The 15,326-nt window shown below is 73.1% G+C and carries 15 protein-coding genes and 1 tRNA gene; 9 read left to right on the top strand and 7 right to left on the bottom strand.

The window, feature by feature from the left end; all coding sequences use genetic code 11:
* Positions 1-175 precede the first annotated feature (175 nt).
* Positions 176-248, top strand: a tRNA-His gene (locus tag OHS33_RS28615).
* Between the two features lie 99 nt (positions 249-347).
* Entirely contained in the window at positions 348-1,457 is a 1,110-nt protein-coding gene (locus OHS33_RS28610; RefSeq protein WP_330333286.1) for an alpha/beta hydrolase, read from the top strand.
* A 108-nt stretch (positions 1,458-1,565) separates the two neighbouring features.
* Here OHS33_RS28610 and OHS33_RS28605 read toward each other — a convergent pair whose 3' ends face one another.
* The 5 genes from OHS33_RS28605 to OHS33_RS28585 all read right to left on the bottom strand — a co-directional run bounded on the left by OHS33_RS28605 (position 1,566) and on the right by OHS33_RS28585 (position 7,130).
* On the bottom strand, positions 1,566-3,629 hold the full coding sequence (locus tag OHS33_RS28605; protein WP_330333285.1) for a phosphocholine-specific phospholipase C: 2,064 nt from the start codon (positions 3,627-3,629) through the stop codon (positions 1,566-1,568).
* Between the two features lie 221 nt (positions 3,630-3,850).
* Positions 3,851-4,258 carry a peptide-methionine (R)-S-oxide reductase MsrB gene (msrB, locus tag OHS33_RS28600; protein ID WP_330333284.1) on the bottom strand — a complete coding sequence of 136 codons (408 nt, stop codon included), beginning with the start codon at positions 4,256-4,258 and terminating at the stop codon, positions 3,851-3,853.
* Positions 4,259-4,272: 14 nt separating this feature from the next.
* The gene (gene murC / locus OHS33_RS28595) at positions 4,273-5,667 is read right to left on the bottom strand and encodes a UDP-N-acetylmuramate--L-alanine ligase (protein WP_330333283.1); all 1,395 of its coding nucleotides are present in this window, start codon (positions 5,665-5,667) and stop codon (positions 4,273-4,275) included.
* 48 nt (positions 5,668-5,715) lie between these two features.
* The gene (locus tag OHS33_RS28590) at positions 5,716-6,183 is read right to left on the bottom strand and encodes an indole-3-glycerol phosphate synthase (protein WP_330333282.1); all 468 of its coding nucleotides are present in this window, start codon (positions 6,181-6,183) and stop codon (positions 5,716-5,718) included.
* A 128-nt stretch (positions 6,184-6,311) separates the two neighbouring features.
* Complete coding sequence (locus OHS33_RS28585; RefSeq protein WP_330333281.1) at positions 6,312-7,130, bottom strand: pyrimidine reductase family protein; 819 nt, start codon at positions 7,128-7,130, stop codon at positions 6,312-6,314.
* A 102-nt stretch (positions 7,131-7,232) separates the two neighbouring features.
* Here OHS33_RS28585 and zapE point away from each other — a divergent pair, with 102 nt between their 5' ends.
* The 4 genes from zapE (at position 7,233) to OHS33_RS28565 (ending at position 10,743) form a co-directional block, all read left to right on the top strand.
* The gene (zapE, locus tag OHS33_RS28580) at positions 7,233-8,333 is read left to right on the top strand and encodes a cell division protein ZapE (protein WP_330335245.1); all 1,101 of its coding nucleotides are present in this window, start codon (positions 7,233-7,235) and stop codon (positions 8,331-8,333) included.
* A 65-nt stretch (positions 8,334-8,398) separates the two neighbouring features.
* Complete coding sequence (locus tag OHS33_RS28575) at positions 8,399-8,824, top strand: OsmC family peroxiredoxin (RefSeq protein ID WP_330333280.1); 426 nt, start codon at positions 8,399-8,401, stop codon at positions 8,822-8,824.
* 135 nt (positions 8,825-8,959) lie between these two features.
* Positions 8,960-9,832 carry a PPK2 family polyphosphate kinase gene (locus OHS33_RS28570; RefSeq protein ID WP_330333279.1) on the top strand — a complete coding sequence of 291 codons (873 nt, stop codon included), beginning with the start codon at positions 8,960-8,962 and terminating at the stop codon, positions 9,830-9,832.
* 17 nt (positions 9,833-9,849) lie between these two features.
* Entirely contained in the window at positions 9,850-10,743 is an 894-nt protein-coding gene (locus OHS33_RS28565; protein ID WP_330333278.1) for a polysaccharide deacetylase family protein, read from the top strand.
* Between the two features lie 31 nt (positions 10,744-10,774).
* Here the strand turns inward: OHS33_RS28565 and OHS33_RS28560 are convergent, their stop codons facing one another.
* Together OHS33_RS28560 and OHS33_RS28555 are read right to left on the bottom strand one after the other, a co-directional pair.
* Positions 10,775-10,984, bottom strand: a complete 210-nt coding sequence (locus tag OHS33_RS28560) for a hypothetical protein (protein WP_330333277.1) — start codon at positions 10,982-10,984, stop codon at positions 10,775-10,777.
* A gap of 50 nt (positions 10,985-11,034) precedes the next feature.
* Positions 11,035-11,709, bottom strand: a complete 675-nt coding sequence (locus tag OHS33_RS28555) for an AIM24 family protein (protein ID WP_330333276.1) — start codon at positions 11,707-11,709, stop codon at positions 11,035-11,037.
* A gap of 83 nt (positions 11,710-11,792) precedes the next feature.
* Between OHS33_RS28555 and OHS33_RS28550 the strand changes: the two genes are divergently transcribed.
* The 3 genes from OHS33_RS28550 to OHS33_RS28540 all read left to right on the top strand — a co-directional run bounded on the left by OHS33_RS28550 (position 11,793) and on the right by OHS33_RS28540 (position 15,298).
* Positions 11,793-12,548, top strand: a complete 756-nt coding sequence (locus tag OHS33_RS28550) for an aminoacyl-tRNA hydrolase (protein WP_330333275.1) — start codon at positions 11,793-11,795, stop codon at positions 12,546-12,548.
* 141 nt (positions 12,549-12,689) lie between these two features.
* The gene (locus OHS33_RS28545) at positions 12,690-14,219 is read left to right on the top strand and encodes a DUF692 domain-containing protein (RefSeq protein ID WP_330333274.1); all 1,530 of its coding nucleotides are present in this window, start codon (positions 12,690-12,692) and stop codon (positions 14,217-14,219) included.
* Complete coding sequence (locus OHS33_RS28540) at positions 14,216-15,298, top strand: TIGR04222 domain-containing membrane protein (protein WP_330333273.1); 1,083 nt, start codon at positions 14,216-14,218, stop codon at positions 15,296-15,298. Before OHS33_RS28545 ends, OHS33_RS28540 begins: the two co-directional genes overlap by 4 nt.
* Positions 15,299-15,326 lie beyond the last annotated feature (28 nt).

Below are 15,326 nucleotides of genomic sequence, written 5' to 3'. Positions count from 1 at the left end.
CCGTGAGCGGTGCGGCGAGCGCGACGGCCGCGCCGGTCGGAATCCGGGGCGGGCGGGTCGGAATCCGGGGCCGGCGGGCGGGGCGGGCGGGCCGCGGAAACGGTGTCGCGGGACCACCTCCCTGATCGGCTATGCTGTGCATGCACATCGAACGGGCGGTCCGCCGCCCTTCGTGGTGGGTGTAGCTCAGTTGGTAGAGCACCTGGTTGTGGTCCAGGTGGCCGCGGGTTCAAGTCCCGTCACTCACCCTGATCCCGTGGGGGGTACGAGGTTTCCTCGTACCCCCCACGGGCTTTTCGCGTCCCCCCGGGCGGCGGCCCGCGGACCGGCCTGGCAAGATCATGGCCATGGTTCCCGTCCTCGTCACCGCGCTGATCGTGGCGGGCGTGGTGTTCGTGGCGGCCGTCGTGTGGGCCTGGCCCCGGCTGGCCGGACCGGGGCTGCGGCCGGTGCTCGGCCGGATCGGGCTCCAGCTGGCGATCACCCTCACCATGGGCCTGCCGCTGCTGCTCGCGGTGAACCACACCTACGGCTTCTACTCCTCCTGGAGCGACCTGCTGTCCCTGTCCCGGGACGCGCCGGTGGCGGCCGGGCAGGACCAGGGGGCGCGCGGCCTGGTGGTGCGCGGCACCCACTCCTGGCGCTACCGGGGCTCGGACGACCCGGCGGAGATCGGGCGGATCGAGGCGGTGACGGTGCGCGGGGCCCGTAGCGGGCTGAGGGGGCAGGCGTACGTCCATCTGCCGCCGGAGTTCCTGCGGGCGGACGCGGCGGAGCGGGCGCGGTTCCCGGTGGTGCTGGCGCTGAGCGGGTACCCGAGCACGACGCGGGTGCTGATCGACCTGTTCCGGTACCCGCAGCTGGCGCTGGACTCGGTCCGGGCGGGGAAGATGCGGCCCGCGGTGCTGGTGATGATGACCCCGACGGTGGCGCCGCCGCGCGACACCGAGTGTGTGGACGTACCGGACGGACCGCAGGTGGAAACGTTTTTCTCGCGGGACCTGCCGGAGGCCGTCGCGGCGCACTACCGGCTCACCCGGGACCCGCGGGCGTGGGGCGTGATCGGCAATTCGGTGGGCGGGTACTGCGCGCTGAAGCTGGCCCTGCGGGCACCGGACGCCTACCGGGCCGCGGCGGGGCTCTCGGCCTCGTACCAGGCGGCGCGGGACGACGAGACGGGCGACCTGTTCGGCGGGGACGCGGCGCTGCGGCGGGAGAACGACCTGCTGTGGCGGCTGCGGACGCGGCCGCAGCCGCCGGTGTCCCTGCTGGTGGCCAGTAGCCGCAAGGGCGAGAAGCAGTACCCGCAGACGCTGGAGTTCATCGCGGCGGTGCGGCCGCCGGCCCGGGTGTCCTCGATCGTGCTGGACAGCGGCGGGCACAACTACGAGACGTGGGGGCGGGAGGTCCAGCCGGCGCTGGAGTGGCTTGTGGGACGGCTGCGACAGCCGGACTGAGCGGGCGGGCCCGCGCCCAGGACCGGCACCCGGGCCGAGCGGCGGACCCGCGCCGTCACACCCGTCCGGGGCCCGCCGCAGCGGGCCCCGGACGGGGCGCGGCGCGGGTCAGGCCGTCTTGATCGCCGGGTCGGAGACGCCCGGGGCGCCCGTCTCCACGTGGCCCGCGAAGCGGCGCAGGAAGGTCGCGTCCGCGTCCGAGACGACCTTCACGTCGTACCAGCGGCCCGTGGCCTGGAGGTTCACGGTGTACGCGACCGTGGCCCCGGCGAGCACCTTGAAGGTCTGCGCGGCGCCGCCGTAGGCATTGGTCACCGTGAGGTTGACGGCGGCCGTGCCCGTGTTGGTCATGGACAGGTCCAGGTTGCCGGACGCCGTGACGTGGCGGGCGGTCACCTCGGGACCGGCCTTCTTCGCCGGGCCCTTGAAGGTGCGCAGGAAGCCGTTGGGCCCCCAGACCGAGAGGTTGATCTGGTTGCCGGTGGAGCTGCTGGTGCTCCAGGTGTCGGAGAGGGTCTTGCCCGCCTCGACCGTGTAGGGCCAGGGGCCGTCCGTACGGTTGCCCGAGGTGCTGTGGAAGTGCGCGCCCAGCGCCGGGCCGCTGGCGAAGGTGAGGGTGAACTTGCCGGTGGAGACGGTGGCCTTGCCGTCCACGTACGGGGCGTAGCCGAGCGCGCGGGTGGGCTTGGAGCCCGGCTCCTGCACCGGCAGGGCGCCGGTGGCCGGCGGGACCGGGTGGTAGGAGGCGTGCGCGTTGTGGTCGGGCGGCAGGTAGCCCGCGGTGGACGGCAGCGCTGCGGGGGCGGCGTCGGCCTGCGTGAAGTCGAAGGCCGCGGTCAGGTCACCGCAGACGGCGCGGCGCCACGGCGAGATGTTGGGCTCCTGGACGCCGAAGCGCTTCTCCATGAAGCGGATCACCGAGGTGTGGTCGAAGGTCTCGGAGCAGACGTAGCCGCCCTTGCTCCACGGCGAGACCACGATCATCGGCACGCGCGGGCCGAGCCCGTAGGGACCGGCCGCGTAGCCGGAGACCCCGCCGGTGTAGAGGTCCTTGGTGACGTCGGCGGTGGACAGGCCCCAGGACGAGGAGGCCGGCGGGTACGGCGGGACGACGTGGTCGAAGAAGCCGTCGTTCTCGTCGTAGGTGATGAAGAGGGCGGTCTTCGCCCACACGGCCGGGTTCGAGGTCAGCGCGTCGAGGACCTGGGAGATGTACCAGGCGCCGAAGTTGGTGGGCCAGTTCGGGTGCTCGCTGAAGGCCTCGGGCGCCGCTATCCAGGAGACCTTCGGCAGGTTGCCGCTCTGCACGTCGGCGCGGAGCTTGTCGAAGTAGCCGTCGCCCGCCTTGGCGTTCGTACCGGTACGGGCCTTCTCGTACAGGGCGTCACCGGGCTGGGCGTTGCGGAACGAGTTGAAGTACAGCAGCGAGTTGTCGCCGTAGTTCCCGCGGAAGGCGTCGCTGATCCAGCCCCAGGATCCGGCCGCGTTCAGCCCGTCGCCGACGTCCTGGTAGACCTTCCAGGAGACCCCGGCCGACTCCAGGCGCTCGGGGTAGGTCTTCCAGCCGTACCCCGCCTCCTGGTTGCCGAGGACCGGGCCGCCGCCGGTGCCGTCGTTGCCGGTGTGACCGGACCAGAGGTAGTAGCGGTTGGGGTCGGTGGCTCCGATGAAGGAGCAGTGGTAGGCGTCGCAGACGGTGAAGGCGTCGGCGAGGGCGTAGTGGAACGGGATGTCGTTCCGGTTCATGTACGACATGGTGGTCGTGGTCTTGGCCGGGACCCACTTGTCGTACTTGCCGTTGTTGTAGGCCTGGTGACCGCCGGCCCAGTCGTGGTTGAGGCCCTCGACGAACTGCATGCCCAGGTCGTTGACCGTGGGGTGGAACGGCAGGATGTCCTTGGTCCCGTTGGACTGGTAGAAGACGGACTTGCCGTTGTCCTGGAGGACCGGGCGCGGGTCACCGAAGCCGCGTACGCCCTTCATCGTGCCGAAGTACTGGTCGAAGGAACGATTTTCCTGCATCAGTACGACGATGTGCTCGATGTCCTGGATGGTGCCGGTCGTGCCCTGCGCGGGGATGGCGGCGGCGCGGGCGATGCTCTCCGAGAGCAGCGTGGCGGCGGCGGCGCCGCCCGTGATCTGCAGGAACCGGCGACGATCGAGTTCTGCCATGGTGTGAGGACCTCTGGGGGTGAGGAGGGGTGCTGCGGGGCGCTGAGGGGCGACCCAAGGACAACGTGCCCGGCCCACCGGCAGGGGACTCCTCCATGACGCGCCGCGGTACAACCGGCTAACGGAAGCCGCGTCGGCCCCCGCGGCGGCGCCGGGTACGACGACGCCGGGGCCCGCTGTCCGATGACAGCGGGCCCCGGCGTGCGGAACGTGCGGTGTGCTCAGCCCTCTTCGGGGGCCAGGCGCAGGGAGATGGAGTTGATGCAGTAGCGCTGGTCGGTCGGCGTGGGGTAGCCCTCGCCCTCGAAGACGTGTCCCAGGTGGGAGCCGCACTTCGCGCAGCGGACCTCGGTGCGGACCATGCCGTGCGCGGTGTCCGCGATCAGCTCGACCGCCTCGGAGTCCTTCGGGTCGAAGAAGGACGGCCAGCCGCAGTGCGACTCGAACTTCTCCGTGGAGCGGAACAGTTCGGAGCCGCAGGCCCGGCAGGAGTAGACGCCGGGCGTGGTGGTGTCCGTGTACTCACCGCGGAAGGCGGGTTCGGTCCCGGCCAGCCGCAGCACCTGGTACTCCGACGGGGTCAGCTCCGTCTGCCACTGCTCGTCGGGCTTCTCGATCTCGTACGCCATCGCGCCTCTCCCCTTCAGTTCGCCAGCCGGGCCAGGATGGCCGGCCCCAGGTCGGTCACGTCACCCGCCCCCATGGTGAGAACGAGGTCGCCGGGCTTCACCATTCCCGCGATGACCTCCGCGACGGCGTCCTTGTCGTGCTCGGCGCTGACGTCGGCGTTCGCGGCGCGCGCCGCGGCGATGATGATCTCGCTGGTGACCCCGGGGACCGGGTCCTCGCGGGCCGGGTAGATGTCGAGGACCACGGAGGCGTCGGCCAGCGCGAGGGCCTGGCCCATCTCCTTGCCCAGTTCCTGGGTGCGGGAGAAGAGGTGCGGCTGGAAGACGACCAGGATCCGGGAGTCACCGGCGGCGCCGCGGATGGCCTCCAGGTCGGCGGTCATCTCGGTGGGGTGGTGCGCGTAGGAGTCGATGACCTGCACGCCCGCCGCCTCGCCCTTGAGCTGGAGGCGGCGCTTGACGCCGGTGTACTTGCCGAGCGCGGAGGCCAGGTTGTGCGCCGGGATGCCGAGGGCCACGCCCGCGGCGAGGGCGGCGACGGCGTTGAGCGCGTAGTGGCGGCCGGGCACCGAGACGGTGAAGGTGAGCAGCTTGCCGCCGATGAGGACGGTGACCTCGCCGGCCAGCCCGCGCGGGGTGATCTTCAGGACGCGGACATCGGCGGTCTCGGTCTCGCCGTAGGTGACGACGTTGACGGAGGACAGGTCGCGGACCCGGCGGGTCAGCTCGACGGCGCCCTCCTGGTCGGCGGAGACGACCAGGGTGCCGCCGGGGACGATCTTGCCGACGAAGGTCTCGAAGGAGTCGTGGATCTCCTCCATCGAGGCGTAGTTCGCGTGGTGGTCCAGCTCGCTGTTGAGGACGATGGCGACCTGGGGCGCGTACTTGTGGAAGCTGCGGTCGCTTTCATCCGCCTCGGCGACGAAGATGTCGCCCTCGCCGTGGTGGGCGTTGGAGCCGGGGGCGTCCAGGTCGCCGCCGATGGCGTAGGAGGGGTCCAGGCCCAGGGCCGAGAGGGACACCGCCAGCATCGAGGTGGTGGTGGTCTTGCCGTGCGTACCGGCCACCGCGATCGGGCGCAGGCCGTCCATCAGCGCGGCGAGCGCGTCCGAGCGGTGCACGACGGGGACGCCCAGCTCGGCGGCGCGGGCCAGCTCGGGGTTGTCGGCGCGGATGGCGCTGGAGACGACCACGCAGGTCGCGTCGTCGGCGAGGTGGCCGGCGGCGTGCCCGATGTGGACGGTGGCGCCGTGGGCGCGCAGCGCCCCGGCGGTCTCGGAGTCACGGGCGTCGCTTCCGGCGACCCGCGCGCCGCGCTGCGCGAGGATCTTCGCGATGCCGGACATCCCGGCGCCGCCGATGCCGATGAAGTGGGGCCGTTCCATGGCGGTCGGCAGGCCGGGCGTCATACAGGTCGCTCCTGATGGTCAAACGTGACGGTGTGCGTGGCGCCCAGCCTATTCGTTGTGGGCGAAGAGTTTGAGCACCGGAACCCCGACCTTGTGCCGTGCCCGCGAGGCCCAGTCCCGGTGGAAGAACTCCTCCACGAAGTGCGGGGCGGTCAGGACGATCACTTCGTCGGCGCCCGTCTCGGCCACGACGGCCTTCAGTTTGTCGAGCGGGTGGTCCTCGATGACCTGTCCGACGGCCTTGGCGCCCTTGGCCCGCAGGGACGCCAACGAGTGGGACAGGGCCTGCTCGGCGGGGCCGCGGGCCGCCTCGCCCTCGGGTTCTTCGCCCTCGCGCAGCGCTTCGGGGATCTCGCCGAGCGCGACGTCGTCGATGGCGCGCAGCAGCCGGTCCTGGTCGCCCCGGGGCTGCATGAGGACGAAGAAGGAGACCGGGTCGTCGCCGTGCAGGGTGGTGACGAAGTCCACGTCTACGGGTGTCAGAGGCTGCTCGATCATCAAAACGCTCGTGAACACGGACGCCCTCTCCTTCATCGGCCGTGGCCGGCCCCTGCGGAAACCATCCTGCCCCGCTGTCGCACGGGGCTCGCGCTGGTATATGTGCCCAGCGGAAGCTAAGCGGAACGACAAATTCCGCTCGCTTGTCAGATCCGACGGTAACTCGTGTAGAGGAACCCGGCCTCTTCCAGCAGCGAGGCCAGTGCCAGCCGGTGCGGTACGTCGACCCGCGGGCCCCCCGCGATCCGCTGGGCGTCACCCGCGGTGAGCGTCGGGGACACGCTCAGGCACAGCTCGTCCAGCACCCCGGCGGCCACGAACTGGCCCAGCAGCCTCGGCCCGCCCTCGGTGAGCTGACGGCGCAGACCCCGGCCGGCCAGCTCCCGTACCGCCCGGGCCGGGTCCACGCCCGCGCCGTCGCCGGCCACCACCACCTCGGCCCCGGAGGCGGCCGCGGCCGCCACCTGGTCGGCGGGGGCGGTGGCTCCGGTGAGCACGAGGGTGGGCACCAGCGGGGAGGTGAACAGGGGGAGGGTGAAGTCCAGGTCCAGGCTCGCGGTGACCACGGCGATGACCGGGGCGGGGCCCTGGCCCGCGGCGGCCCGGCGGGCGGCGAACTCCGCGCGGGCCCGGGCCGGGCGGTACCCCTCCTGGCGAACCGTTTCCGCGCCCACCACCACCACATCGGCCAGCGCCCGCAGGGTGCCGAAGATGCGCATGTCGGTCTCGCTGGAGAGGGGCTGCGAGCGCCCGTCGTGCTGGCCCGCGCCGTCCAGCGAGGTCACCATGTTCGCGCGCAGCCAGTGCGCCCCGCCGCTGAGCGCGGGGTACGCGTAGGCCTCCGCCAGCTCGTCCAGGGACCACGGGTGGTCGCCCGGGGCGGGGGATGTCTGACCGGTGGATGTCTGACCGGTGGATGTCTGACCAGTGGATGTCTGATCGGTCACAGGGAACAGGCGTCGCATCGGTGCAGTGTGACACGCCCCGTAGAGTTAAGGGCTGTGTCAACCTCTCTCTCCCCCTCCGGTGCCGCCACCGCACACGGCGACGCCGCCAGGCGGGACCCGATAGCCGACGCGGGACCTGGTGACGGACCCGACGCGGGTCCGCTCGCGCTGTGCGCCCGCGCCCCCCACGTGCCCGCCGAACGGCTCGTCGCCGAGATGGTGCCGCCGCCCCGCTTCGACTCGGTGCGGTTCGACACCTACAACCCGGATCCGGACCAGCCGAGCCAGGCCGAGGCCGTCACCGTGCTGAGCGGCTTCGCCGCCGGTCTCGGCGGGGCCCACGCGAGCGGCGCGGGCAAGCGCCGCTGGTTCGCGCGGAGCCCCAAGGGGAACCCCAAGAAGAACGCCCCCGCCGGCGGACCGCGCGGGGTCTACCTCGACGGCGGCTACGGCGTCGGCAAGACCCACCTGCTGGCCTCGCTGTGGCACGCCACCCCGGCCGAGCCCGCGCTCAAGGCCTTCGGCACCTTCGTGGAGCTGACGAACCTGGTCGGCGCGCTGGGCTTCCAGCAGACCGTCCAGACCCTGGGCGGACACCGGCTGCTGTGCATCGACGAATTCGAACTCGACGACCCGGGCGACACCGTGCTCGTGTCCTCGCTGCTCGGCAGGCTCGTCGAGCAGGGCGTCGCGCTCGCCGCCACCTCGAACACACTGCCGGGCAAGCTCGGCGAGGGCCGGTTCGCGGCCGCCGACTTCCTGCGCGAGATCCAGGGCCTGTCCGCGCAGTTCCGGCCGCTGCGGATCGACGGCCAGGACTACCGCCACCGCGGCCTGCCCGAGGCGCCCGCGCCGTACTCCGACGAGCAGGTCGCCAAGGCGGCGTACGCGACGCCCGGCGCCAGCCTCGACGACTTCCCCGGGCTGCTCGAACACCTGGCCAAGGTGCACCCGAGCCGCTACGGCGCGCTCACCGAGGGCGTCGCCGCGGTCTGCCTCACCGATGTCGGCCCGGTGCCGGACCAGTCGACCGCGCTGCGCCTGGTGGTGCTGGCCGACCGGCTGTACGACCGCGAGATACCGGTCCTCGCCTCCGGCGTGCCCTTCGACCGCCTGTTCAGTGACGAGATGCTGAACGGCGGGTACCGCAAGAAGTACTTCCGGGCCATCTCGCGGCTCACCGCGCTCGCCCGCGACGCGAAGGGCCTGGTGGCCCAGTAGGTTTGGGGGCGCCGGACTGGTCGTCAGACCGCCCGGCCGCTTCCACCTATGCGAAGGGAACTGCCATGGCCACCACGCGTCACGCGCACACCGTCTGGGAAGGCAACCTGCTGAAGGGTTCGGGGGTCGTCACCCTCGACTCCTCGGGCAAGGGCTCCTTCGAGGTCTCCTGGCCCTCGCGCGCCGAGGCGGCCAACGGCAAGACCAGCCCGGAAGAGCTGATCGCCGCCGCGCACTCCAGCTGCTACTCGATGGCGCTCTCCCACGGTCTGGACGGTGCGGGCACCCCGCCCACCCGCCTGGAGACCAAGGCCGACGTCACCTTCCAGCCGGGTGAGGGCATCACCGGGATCCACCTCAGCGTGCGCGCCGAGGTGCCGGGCCTGGACGCCGAGGCCTTCGCCGCCGCGGCCGAGGACGCCAAGAAGAACTGCCCGGTCAGCCAGGCCCTGACGGGGACCACGATCACGCTCTCCGCCGAGCTGCTCTGACCCCTCGCCGCCTACGGCCCGCGCCCGCCCACCCCCGGCATCCGGTGGGCGGCGCGGCCGACGGCTGTCCGCCGCTCTCGCGCCCCCGTTCGATCTGATGGAAGATCGGACGAAACCGAGGCGATTGGGGTTGCGGTGGCCAAAAAGAAGGAGCAGTCACAGCGGAAGCGGACGCCCCTCACCGAGCTGCTGCGGGTGCCGGTCGGGGACGCGGTCCACCTGGCGCGGACCGACCCCCGCTCCACCCCGGGGACGAACGGCGGGAAGGCGGCCGCACTGGCCGCCGGCGCCGCGACGGGCGAGCGGCTCGCCGCCCTCCAGGAACGGCTCTACGCCGCCAGCACCGCCGGGGACCGCCGCCGGGTGCTGCTCGTGCTCCAGGGCATGGACACCAGCGGCAAGGGCGGCACGGTCAAGCACGTGATCGGCTCCTTCAACCCCTCCGGCTGCCGGATCAAGGCCTTCAAGGCGCCCACCCCCGAGGAGCGGGACCACCCCTTCCTCTGGCGGATCAAGCAGGCCCTCCCCCAGCCGGGCGAGATCGGCATCTTCGACCGCTCGCACTACGAGGACGTCCTGATCGCCCGGGTGCGCGCGCTGGCGCCGCGCGCTCAGCTGCGCCGCCGCTACGAGCAGATCAACCGGTTCGAGAAGGCCCTCGCGGACGACGGCGTGAGCGTGGTGAAGGTCTTCCTCCACATCTCCTACGAGGAGCAGCGCGAGCGGCTGCTGGCCCGCCTGGACGCCCCCGCCAAGCACTGGAAGTTCAATGTGGGGGACATCGAGGAGCGCGCCCTGTGGCCCGCCTACCAGGAGGCCTACGAACTGGCCCTGGAGCGCTGCTCCACCGCCGCCGCGCCCTGGTACGTGGTGCCCGCGGACCGCAAGTGGTACCGCAACTGGGCGATCGCGGCCCTGCTCCTGGAGCACCTGGAGGCCCTCGCGCCGCAGTACCCGGAGGGTGACTTCGATGTGGACGAGTGCCGCTCCCGCCTGCTCAGCTCATAGTCATATATTTTGCGTGCGTGACCATTTCTGTACGCAAAGTGGCCGTAGTGGCCGTGCTCGGTGCCGCTCTCGTGGGCTGCGGGGGCGGCCAGGGCGCCCCGGGGGCCGCCCACGGACCGGCCCGGTCGGACGCTCCCGCCCCGGCCGCGCCCTCCGGCCCGGCCGCGTCCTCACCCTCCGCCTCCGCCGCCGCCTCCGCATCGCCCTCCAAGGCGCCCACGATCGCGCCCGGTCCGGGCGGGCTGACCCCGGTCTTCGAACGCGCGCGGCAGACGACGGACAAGACCGTCGCGCTCACCTTCGACGCGGACATGACCTCCGACCAGGGGCCGCGCGCGGCGGGCGGCGAGCACTTCGACAACCCGCAGCTGATCTCCACGCTGCGGCAGCTGAAGGTGCCCTCGACCGTGTTCATGACCGGCCGCTGGGCCGAGGAGTACCCGGACCAGGCCAAGGCCATCGGCACCGATCCGAACTTCGAGATCGCGAACCACTCCTACAGCCACCACGCCTTCAAGTCCCCCTGCTACGGGCTCCCCGCGCTCGACGGCGCGGAGGCGCGGGCCGATGTGGACCGGGCCTTCGAGGCCTTCCGCAAGGCGGGCGCGGTCAACACCGTCCCGTACTTCCGCTTCCCCGGCGGCTGCTACGACGACCAGGCGCTGCGCGTCCTGTCCACGGCCAAGGTCACGGCCGTCCAGTGGGACGTGGTCAGCGGGGACGCCTTCGCCAAGGACCCGGACGCGGTGGCCGAGCAGGTGCTGGCCGGGGTGAAGCCCGGTTCGGTGGTGGTCATGCACTGCACGCGCAGCGCCGCCCCGGTGACCGAGGAAGCCGTCCGCAAGATCGTCCCGGAACTCCGCAAACGCGGCTACCGCTTCGTCAAGGTCTCCGACCTGATCGGCAAGTGAGCGCGCGGGGGCGGGACTTTGAAAGCACGCCCTAGCCGGAGCAGGCGGTGCGCTGGGCGTCCTGCCACTCGCAGACCGGGCACAGCACCACGCCCGGGGTGGCGACCCCGTATTCGGTGGGCTTGCCGCACTCCAGGCAGTCCGCGTACGGCGGCCCGGGCACACGGCCGGCGGGCGCGGCCGGGGCGGGGCAGTACGTCGCGCTCTCGTCCGGGCGCTGCGGCCCCTGCGGCTGGTCCATGAGTACGACGGTACCCGGCCGAGCCGGGTACCGCGTCGGCGGTCGCCCGGTCAGTGGGCGGCCGCCGCCTCCGTGACCTCGCTCGGGCGGACGATGACGAAGCCCTCGCCGCGCAGCATCAGCTGGACGGCCTCGCCGGAGCCGCCGCGGATCATCGAACCGACGGACTGCGAGCGGTGCAGGCCGGTCTCCAGGTGGGCGCTCCAGCCGACGACCGCGTCCGTGTCGACGTACACCGGAGCCTGCGCGGTGACCGGGATGATGATCGGGTTGCCGTCGCAGACCAGCGCTATCTTCCCGTAGCCGGTGAAGACGCTGTTGAAGAGGCCGCCGCCGGTCATCCCGGCGCCCTTCACCATCTTGATCTCGTAGGACAGGGTCGGGTCGAAGCACAGGACGTTGCGGCCGTTGATGGTCAGCGCGTCGCCCTGCTCCATCTCGACGATGAAACAGTTCCCTGCCTGGTGCGCGAACCAGGCCTCGCCCTGCCCGCGGACCGACATCAGGGCCAGGCCCTCGCCGGTGACCGCGCGCTTGAGCATGCCGCCGATGCCCTGGCCCTTGCGCTCGAACTGGAGGTTGCCCCGGAAGGCGATCATCGCGCCCTGGCGGGCGAGCATTTCACCGTTGACGGTGTACTTGACGGATTTGGCGTTCTGCAGCTCCATGCCGGGGGCGGTGGGTGCCTGAGCCAGGTTCTCTGATGCGAAAAGATCACTCTTCATGGAAGGGATCCTCGCCCGGGAGGGGGCGTGCGGACATCCTCCTGAAGTCGGAGGCCCCGGTGCGGGGTGGCAGACTTTGCCGGATGAGCGCTCCCGAGACGGCCCCCGACACGGCCCCTGAAACCGCACCTGAATCCGCCCCTGACACCGCACCCGGGTCCACCGCCCGCGACGAGGCGCCGCAGTTCGTGCTGCCGCTGGTCGTCCGGCTGGAGAAGACCGCGCCCCCGGCGCGGACGGACGCCCTGGAGACGGCGGCCCGCGCGGTGCTGGTGCTGCTCTCGGACGAGCGGGCGCTGGGCGAGGGCGAGTGGGCGCGGGCCGTCCACGACTGGCAGGACGCGCGGATCCGCAAGGTGGTGCGCCGGGCGCGCGGAGCGGAGTGGCGCAAGGCGGAGACCCTGCCGGGCATCACCGTGAACGGCGGCGGGTCCGAGGTACGGGTGTTCCCGCCCGTCCCGCTGGACGGCTGGCCCAAGGAACTCGCCAAGCTCCAGGTGTCCGGCACCGACCTGGACGACCCGGAAGCGGTCGCTCCGGCGGCGCCCGGGGTGCCCGTGCTCTGGCTCAACCCCGAGCTGGACATGTCGGCGGGCAAGGAGATGGCCCAGGCCGGGCACGCGGCGCAGCTGGCCTGGTGGGAGCTGACGGGCCCCGAGCGCGCGGCCTGGCGGGCGGACGGCTTCCGCCTCGCCGTGCGGACGGCCGGGCCCGAGCAGTGGGCCGAGCTGACCGGGAGCGGGCTGCCGGTGGTCCGGGACGCCGGTTTCACCGAGATCGCGCCCGGCTCCTGCACGGTCGTCTCCGACCACCCCGCCCTGCGCGCCCGCCTGCGGTAACCGCCGGGCGGGGGCCGGAGCGGCCCGTTCCCCCGTGTGCGGAACCTCAAATATTGCTCTGAACGTCCCTTCCTGCGGTTGGCGGGTCTTCGCCGGGGTCATGACACCGGCACGGACCGCTTGGAAGGGGGCGAGGGGTACATGAAGCGCACGGCACACCTGGGGGTGGGCATCGGCTGGCGGCCGGAGATCGCGGAAGCGGTGGAACGGCTGCCGGACCTGGACTGGGTCGAGGTGGTGGCCGAGAACATCTGCCCGGGCCACCTCCCCGCGTCGCTGCTGCGGCTGCGCGAGCGCGGCACCGCGGTCGTCCCGCACGGCGTCGGCCTGGGCCTCGGCGGGGCCGACCGCCCCGACCCGGCGCGGCTCGCCGCCCTCGCCGAGCGCGCGGTGGCGCTGGGGGCGCCGCTGGTGAGCGAGCACATCGCCTTCGTACGGACCTCCTCGCCGGTGCTGGAGGCCGGGCACCTGCTGCCCGTGCCCCGGACCCGGGACGCCCTGGACGTGCTGTGCGAGAACGTGCGCATCGCCCAGGACGCGCTGCCGGTGCCGCTGGCCCTGGAGAACATCGCCGCGCTGATCTCCTGGCCGGGCGAGGAGCTGACCGAGGGACAGTTCCTGGCGGAGCTGGTCGAGCGGACCGGCGTACGGCTGCTGATCGACGTGGCCAACCTGCACACGAACCGGGTGAACCGGGGCGAGGACCCCCTCGCCGCGCTGGACGCGATCCCGCTGGAGGCGCTGGCGTACGTCCACGTGGCGGGCGGGGTCGAGCGCGACGGGGTGTGGCACGACACCCACGCGCACCCCGTCGCGCCGGTCGTCCTCGACCTGCTGGCGGAGCTGCGCACCCGGGTGGACCCGCCGGGGGTGCTGCTGGAGCGCGACGACGACTTCCCCGCGGAGGCGGAGCTGGTGGACGAACTGACCGCGATCCGCACGGTGGTCCGGGGCGACGGGCGGGCCGGCGGCCAGGGCGGTGACCGGGTCGGCGGCCGGGACGACGGCCGGGGCGGTGACGGCCGGCGCCCGGTGTCCCGCGCGCCGCGCTCCCCCGCCGTGGCCGCGGCGCCCGCCGCCGCGCCCGCCCCCGCACCCGCCGTCGCGGCCGGAGGCCTCGCCGCCGCGCGCACCCGGGTGGGCCTCGGCCAGGCCGCCCTGCTCTCGGCCCTGGTCGCGGGTACGCCCGTACCCGAGGGGTTCGACGGACAGCGGCTGCGGGTGCAGTCGCGCGCCCTCGCCGCCAAGCGGGCCGGGGTGGTGCGCAAGCTGGCGCCCGAACTGGCCGAGGTGCTGGGCGCGGCCGCCTACCGCGAGGCCTTCCTGCGGTACGCGGGGACCCGCCCGATGACCGGCGGCTACCGGCGCGACGCGCTCGATTTCGCCGAGCACCTGCTGATCCGGGACCTGCCCGAGGACCCGGCGGCGCGCCGCCTGCTGACCGAGTGGTGGCAGGACCGGGCCGGGGTGCGCCCCGTGGGCCCGCTGGCCCGCTGGGCGCGGGCGCTGCTGCCCTGGCGGCGCAGGCCGCCCCGGCCCGCCGCCCGGTCGGCGCACGCCCCGCACACCGGGCACACCCCGGACGCCGGTCACTCCGGTCACTCCGGTCACGCCGGTCACTCCGCGCCCGCCGCCGCCGAGGCAGCCGCGGCGGGCCGGGGCGCGAGATGAACACGCTCGCCGTCCTCGTGTGGGTGGCCGTCCTCGCCTCCTCCATCGCCCTGCACGTGGGGATCCGGCGCTTCCGGACCCGCCCGGCCGGTCCGCTGCCCCGGCTGCACGACCTCTCCGAGGCCGCCTTCCTCTCCGGCGGTCCCGGGCGGGTCGTCGACGCCGCGCTGGTCTCGCTGCTCTGCGACGGCCGCCTCGTCATCGGCGGTCCGGGCATCGTCCACGCGCTGCCCGGGGTCCGGGCCCACGACCCCGCCGAACGGGCGGTGCTCCAGGCCCACTCCACGGCGCCCTCGGGGGCCCTGCACCTGCTGCGGCTCGCGGCGATGCGGGACCCGGCCGTCCAGGAGACCGGCGACGTACTGGCCGACCGCGGGCTCATCGCGCTGCCCGGCACCGGCCGGCTGTGGCGGCGCTGGGGGAAGATCCAGGCCGTCGTCTGCGTGCTCGGCTTCCCGCTGGCGATCGCGCTCACGGTGCTGCAGTTCGCGCGTCCCGGGCCCCTCGGCTTCCAGCTGCCCTTCATCGCCATGGTGTTCCCCGTGCTGCTGGGCGGCGCGGTGGCGGGCGGGGTGGGCGCCGCCCGGGGGCTGGGCCGGATCACCGCGGGCGGGCGCCAGGCGCTGAACGAGATCCGGGCCCTGCACGCGGGTGACCAGAGCGCACAGGTGCAGGCCGCGCTGTTCGGACTGGCCGGCGTCCGGGACCCGTACCTGCGGGCGCAGTTGCTGCCCGCCGCCCGGCTCGGCGCCGCCCGCGCCACCGCGCCCCGCGCCTCCCACGGCGCGCACGACGCGACCGGCTCCCACGCGTCCGCCGGGGCTTCCGCCGACATCCTGCCCGTCGTGTGGTGCGCCGGGAGCGACGGCGGCGGAGCGAGCGGCTGCGGCGGAAGCTCCGGTTCCAGCTGCGCCTCGTCGGGATCGTCCGGCTCCTCGTGCGGATCGTCCGGCTCCTCGTGCGGTTCCACGGGATCGAGTTGCGGTTCCTCGGGGAGCAGCTGCGGGAGTTCCTCCAGCTGTTCGAGCGGTTCGAGTTGCGGCAGTTCGTCAGGTTCCAGCTGCTCCAGCAGCACCTGAGCGCTCCCGACCGGTCCTGACCGCTCCC

Origin of the sequence: Streptomyces sp. NBC_00536, assembly GCF_036346295.1 — a bacterium.
In the GTDB taxonomy this organism is placed as follows: domain Bacteria; phylum Actinomycetota; class Actinomycetes; order Streptomycetales; family Streptomycetaceae; genus Streptomyces.
This window is presented reverse-complemented; position numbering and strand designations above follow the sequence as displayed.

Excerpts from the sequence above, each read along its gene's own strand:
- OHS33_RS28575 (WP_330333280.1), top strand. The coding sequence starts at position 8,399 with ATGGCCACCACGCGTCACGCGCACACCGTCTGGGAAGGCAACCTGCTG.
- OHS33_RS28540 (WP_330333273.1), top strand. The coding sequence starts at position 14,216 with ATGAACACGCTCGCCGTCCTCGTGTGGGTGGCCGTCCTCGCCTCCTCC.
- murC (WP_330333283.1), bottom strand. The coding sequence starts at position 5,667 with ATGACGCCCGGCCTGCCGACCGCCATGGAACGGCCCCACTTCATCGGC.
- OHS33_RS28545 (WP_330333274.1), top strand. The coding sequence starts at position 12,690 with ATGAAGCGCACGGCACACCTGGGGGTGGGCATCGGCTGGCGGCCGGAG.
- OHS33_RS28560 (WP_330333277.1), bottom strand. The coding sequence starts at position 10,984 with ATGGACCAGCCGCAGGGGCCGCAGCGCCCGGACGAGAGCGCGACGTAC.
- OHS33_RS28585 (WP_330333281.1), bottom strand. The coding sequence starts at position 7,130 with ATGCGACGCCTGTTCCCTGTGACCGATCAGACATCCACTGGTCAGACA.
- OHS33_RS28550 (WP_330333275.1), top strand. The coding sequence starts at position 11,793 with ATGAGCGCTCCCGAGACGGCCCCCGACACGGCCCCTGAAACCGCACCT.
- OHS33_RS28555 (WP_330333276.1), bottom strand. The coding sequence starts at position 11,709 with ATGAAGAGTGATCTTTTCGCATCAGAGAACCTGGCTCAGGCACCCACC.
- OHS33_RS28605 (WP_330333285.1), bottom strand. The coding sequence starts at position 3,629 with ATGGCAGAACTCGATCGTCGCCGGTTCCTGCAGATCACGGGCGGCGCC.
- OHS33_RS28610 (WP_330333286.1), top strand. The coding sequence starts at position 348 with ATGGTTCCCGTCCTCGTCACCGCGCTGATCGTGGCGGGCGTGGTGTTC.
- msrB (WP_330333284.1), bottom strand. The coding sequence starts at position 4,258 with ATGGCGTACGAGATCGAGAAGCCCGACGAGCAGTGGCAGACGGAGCTG.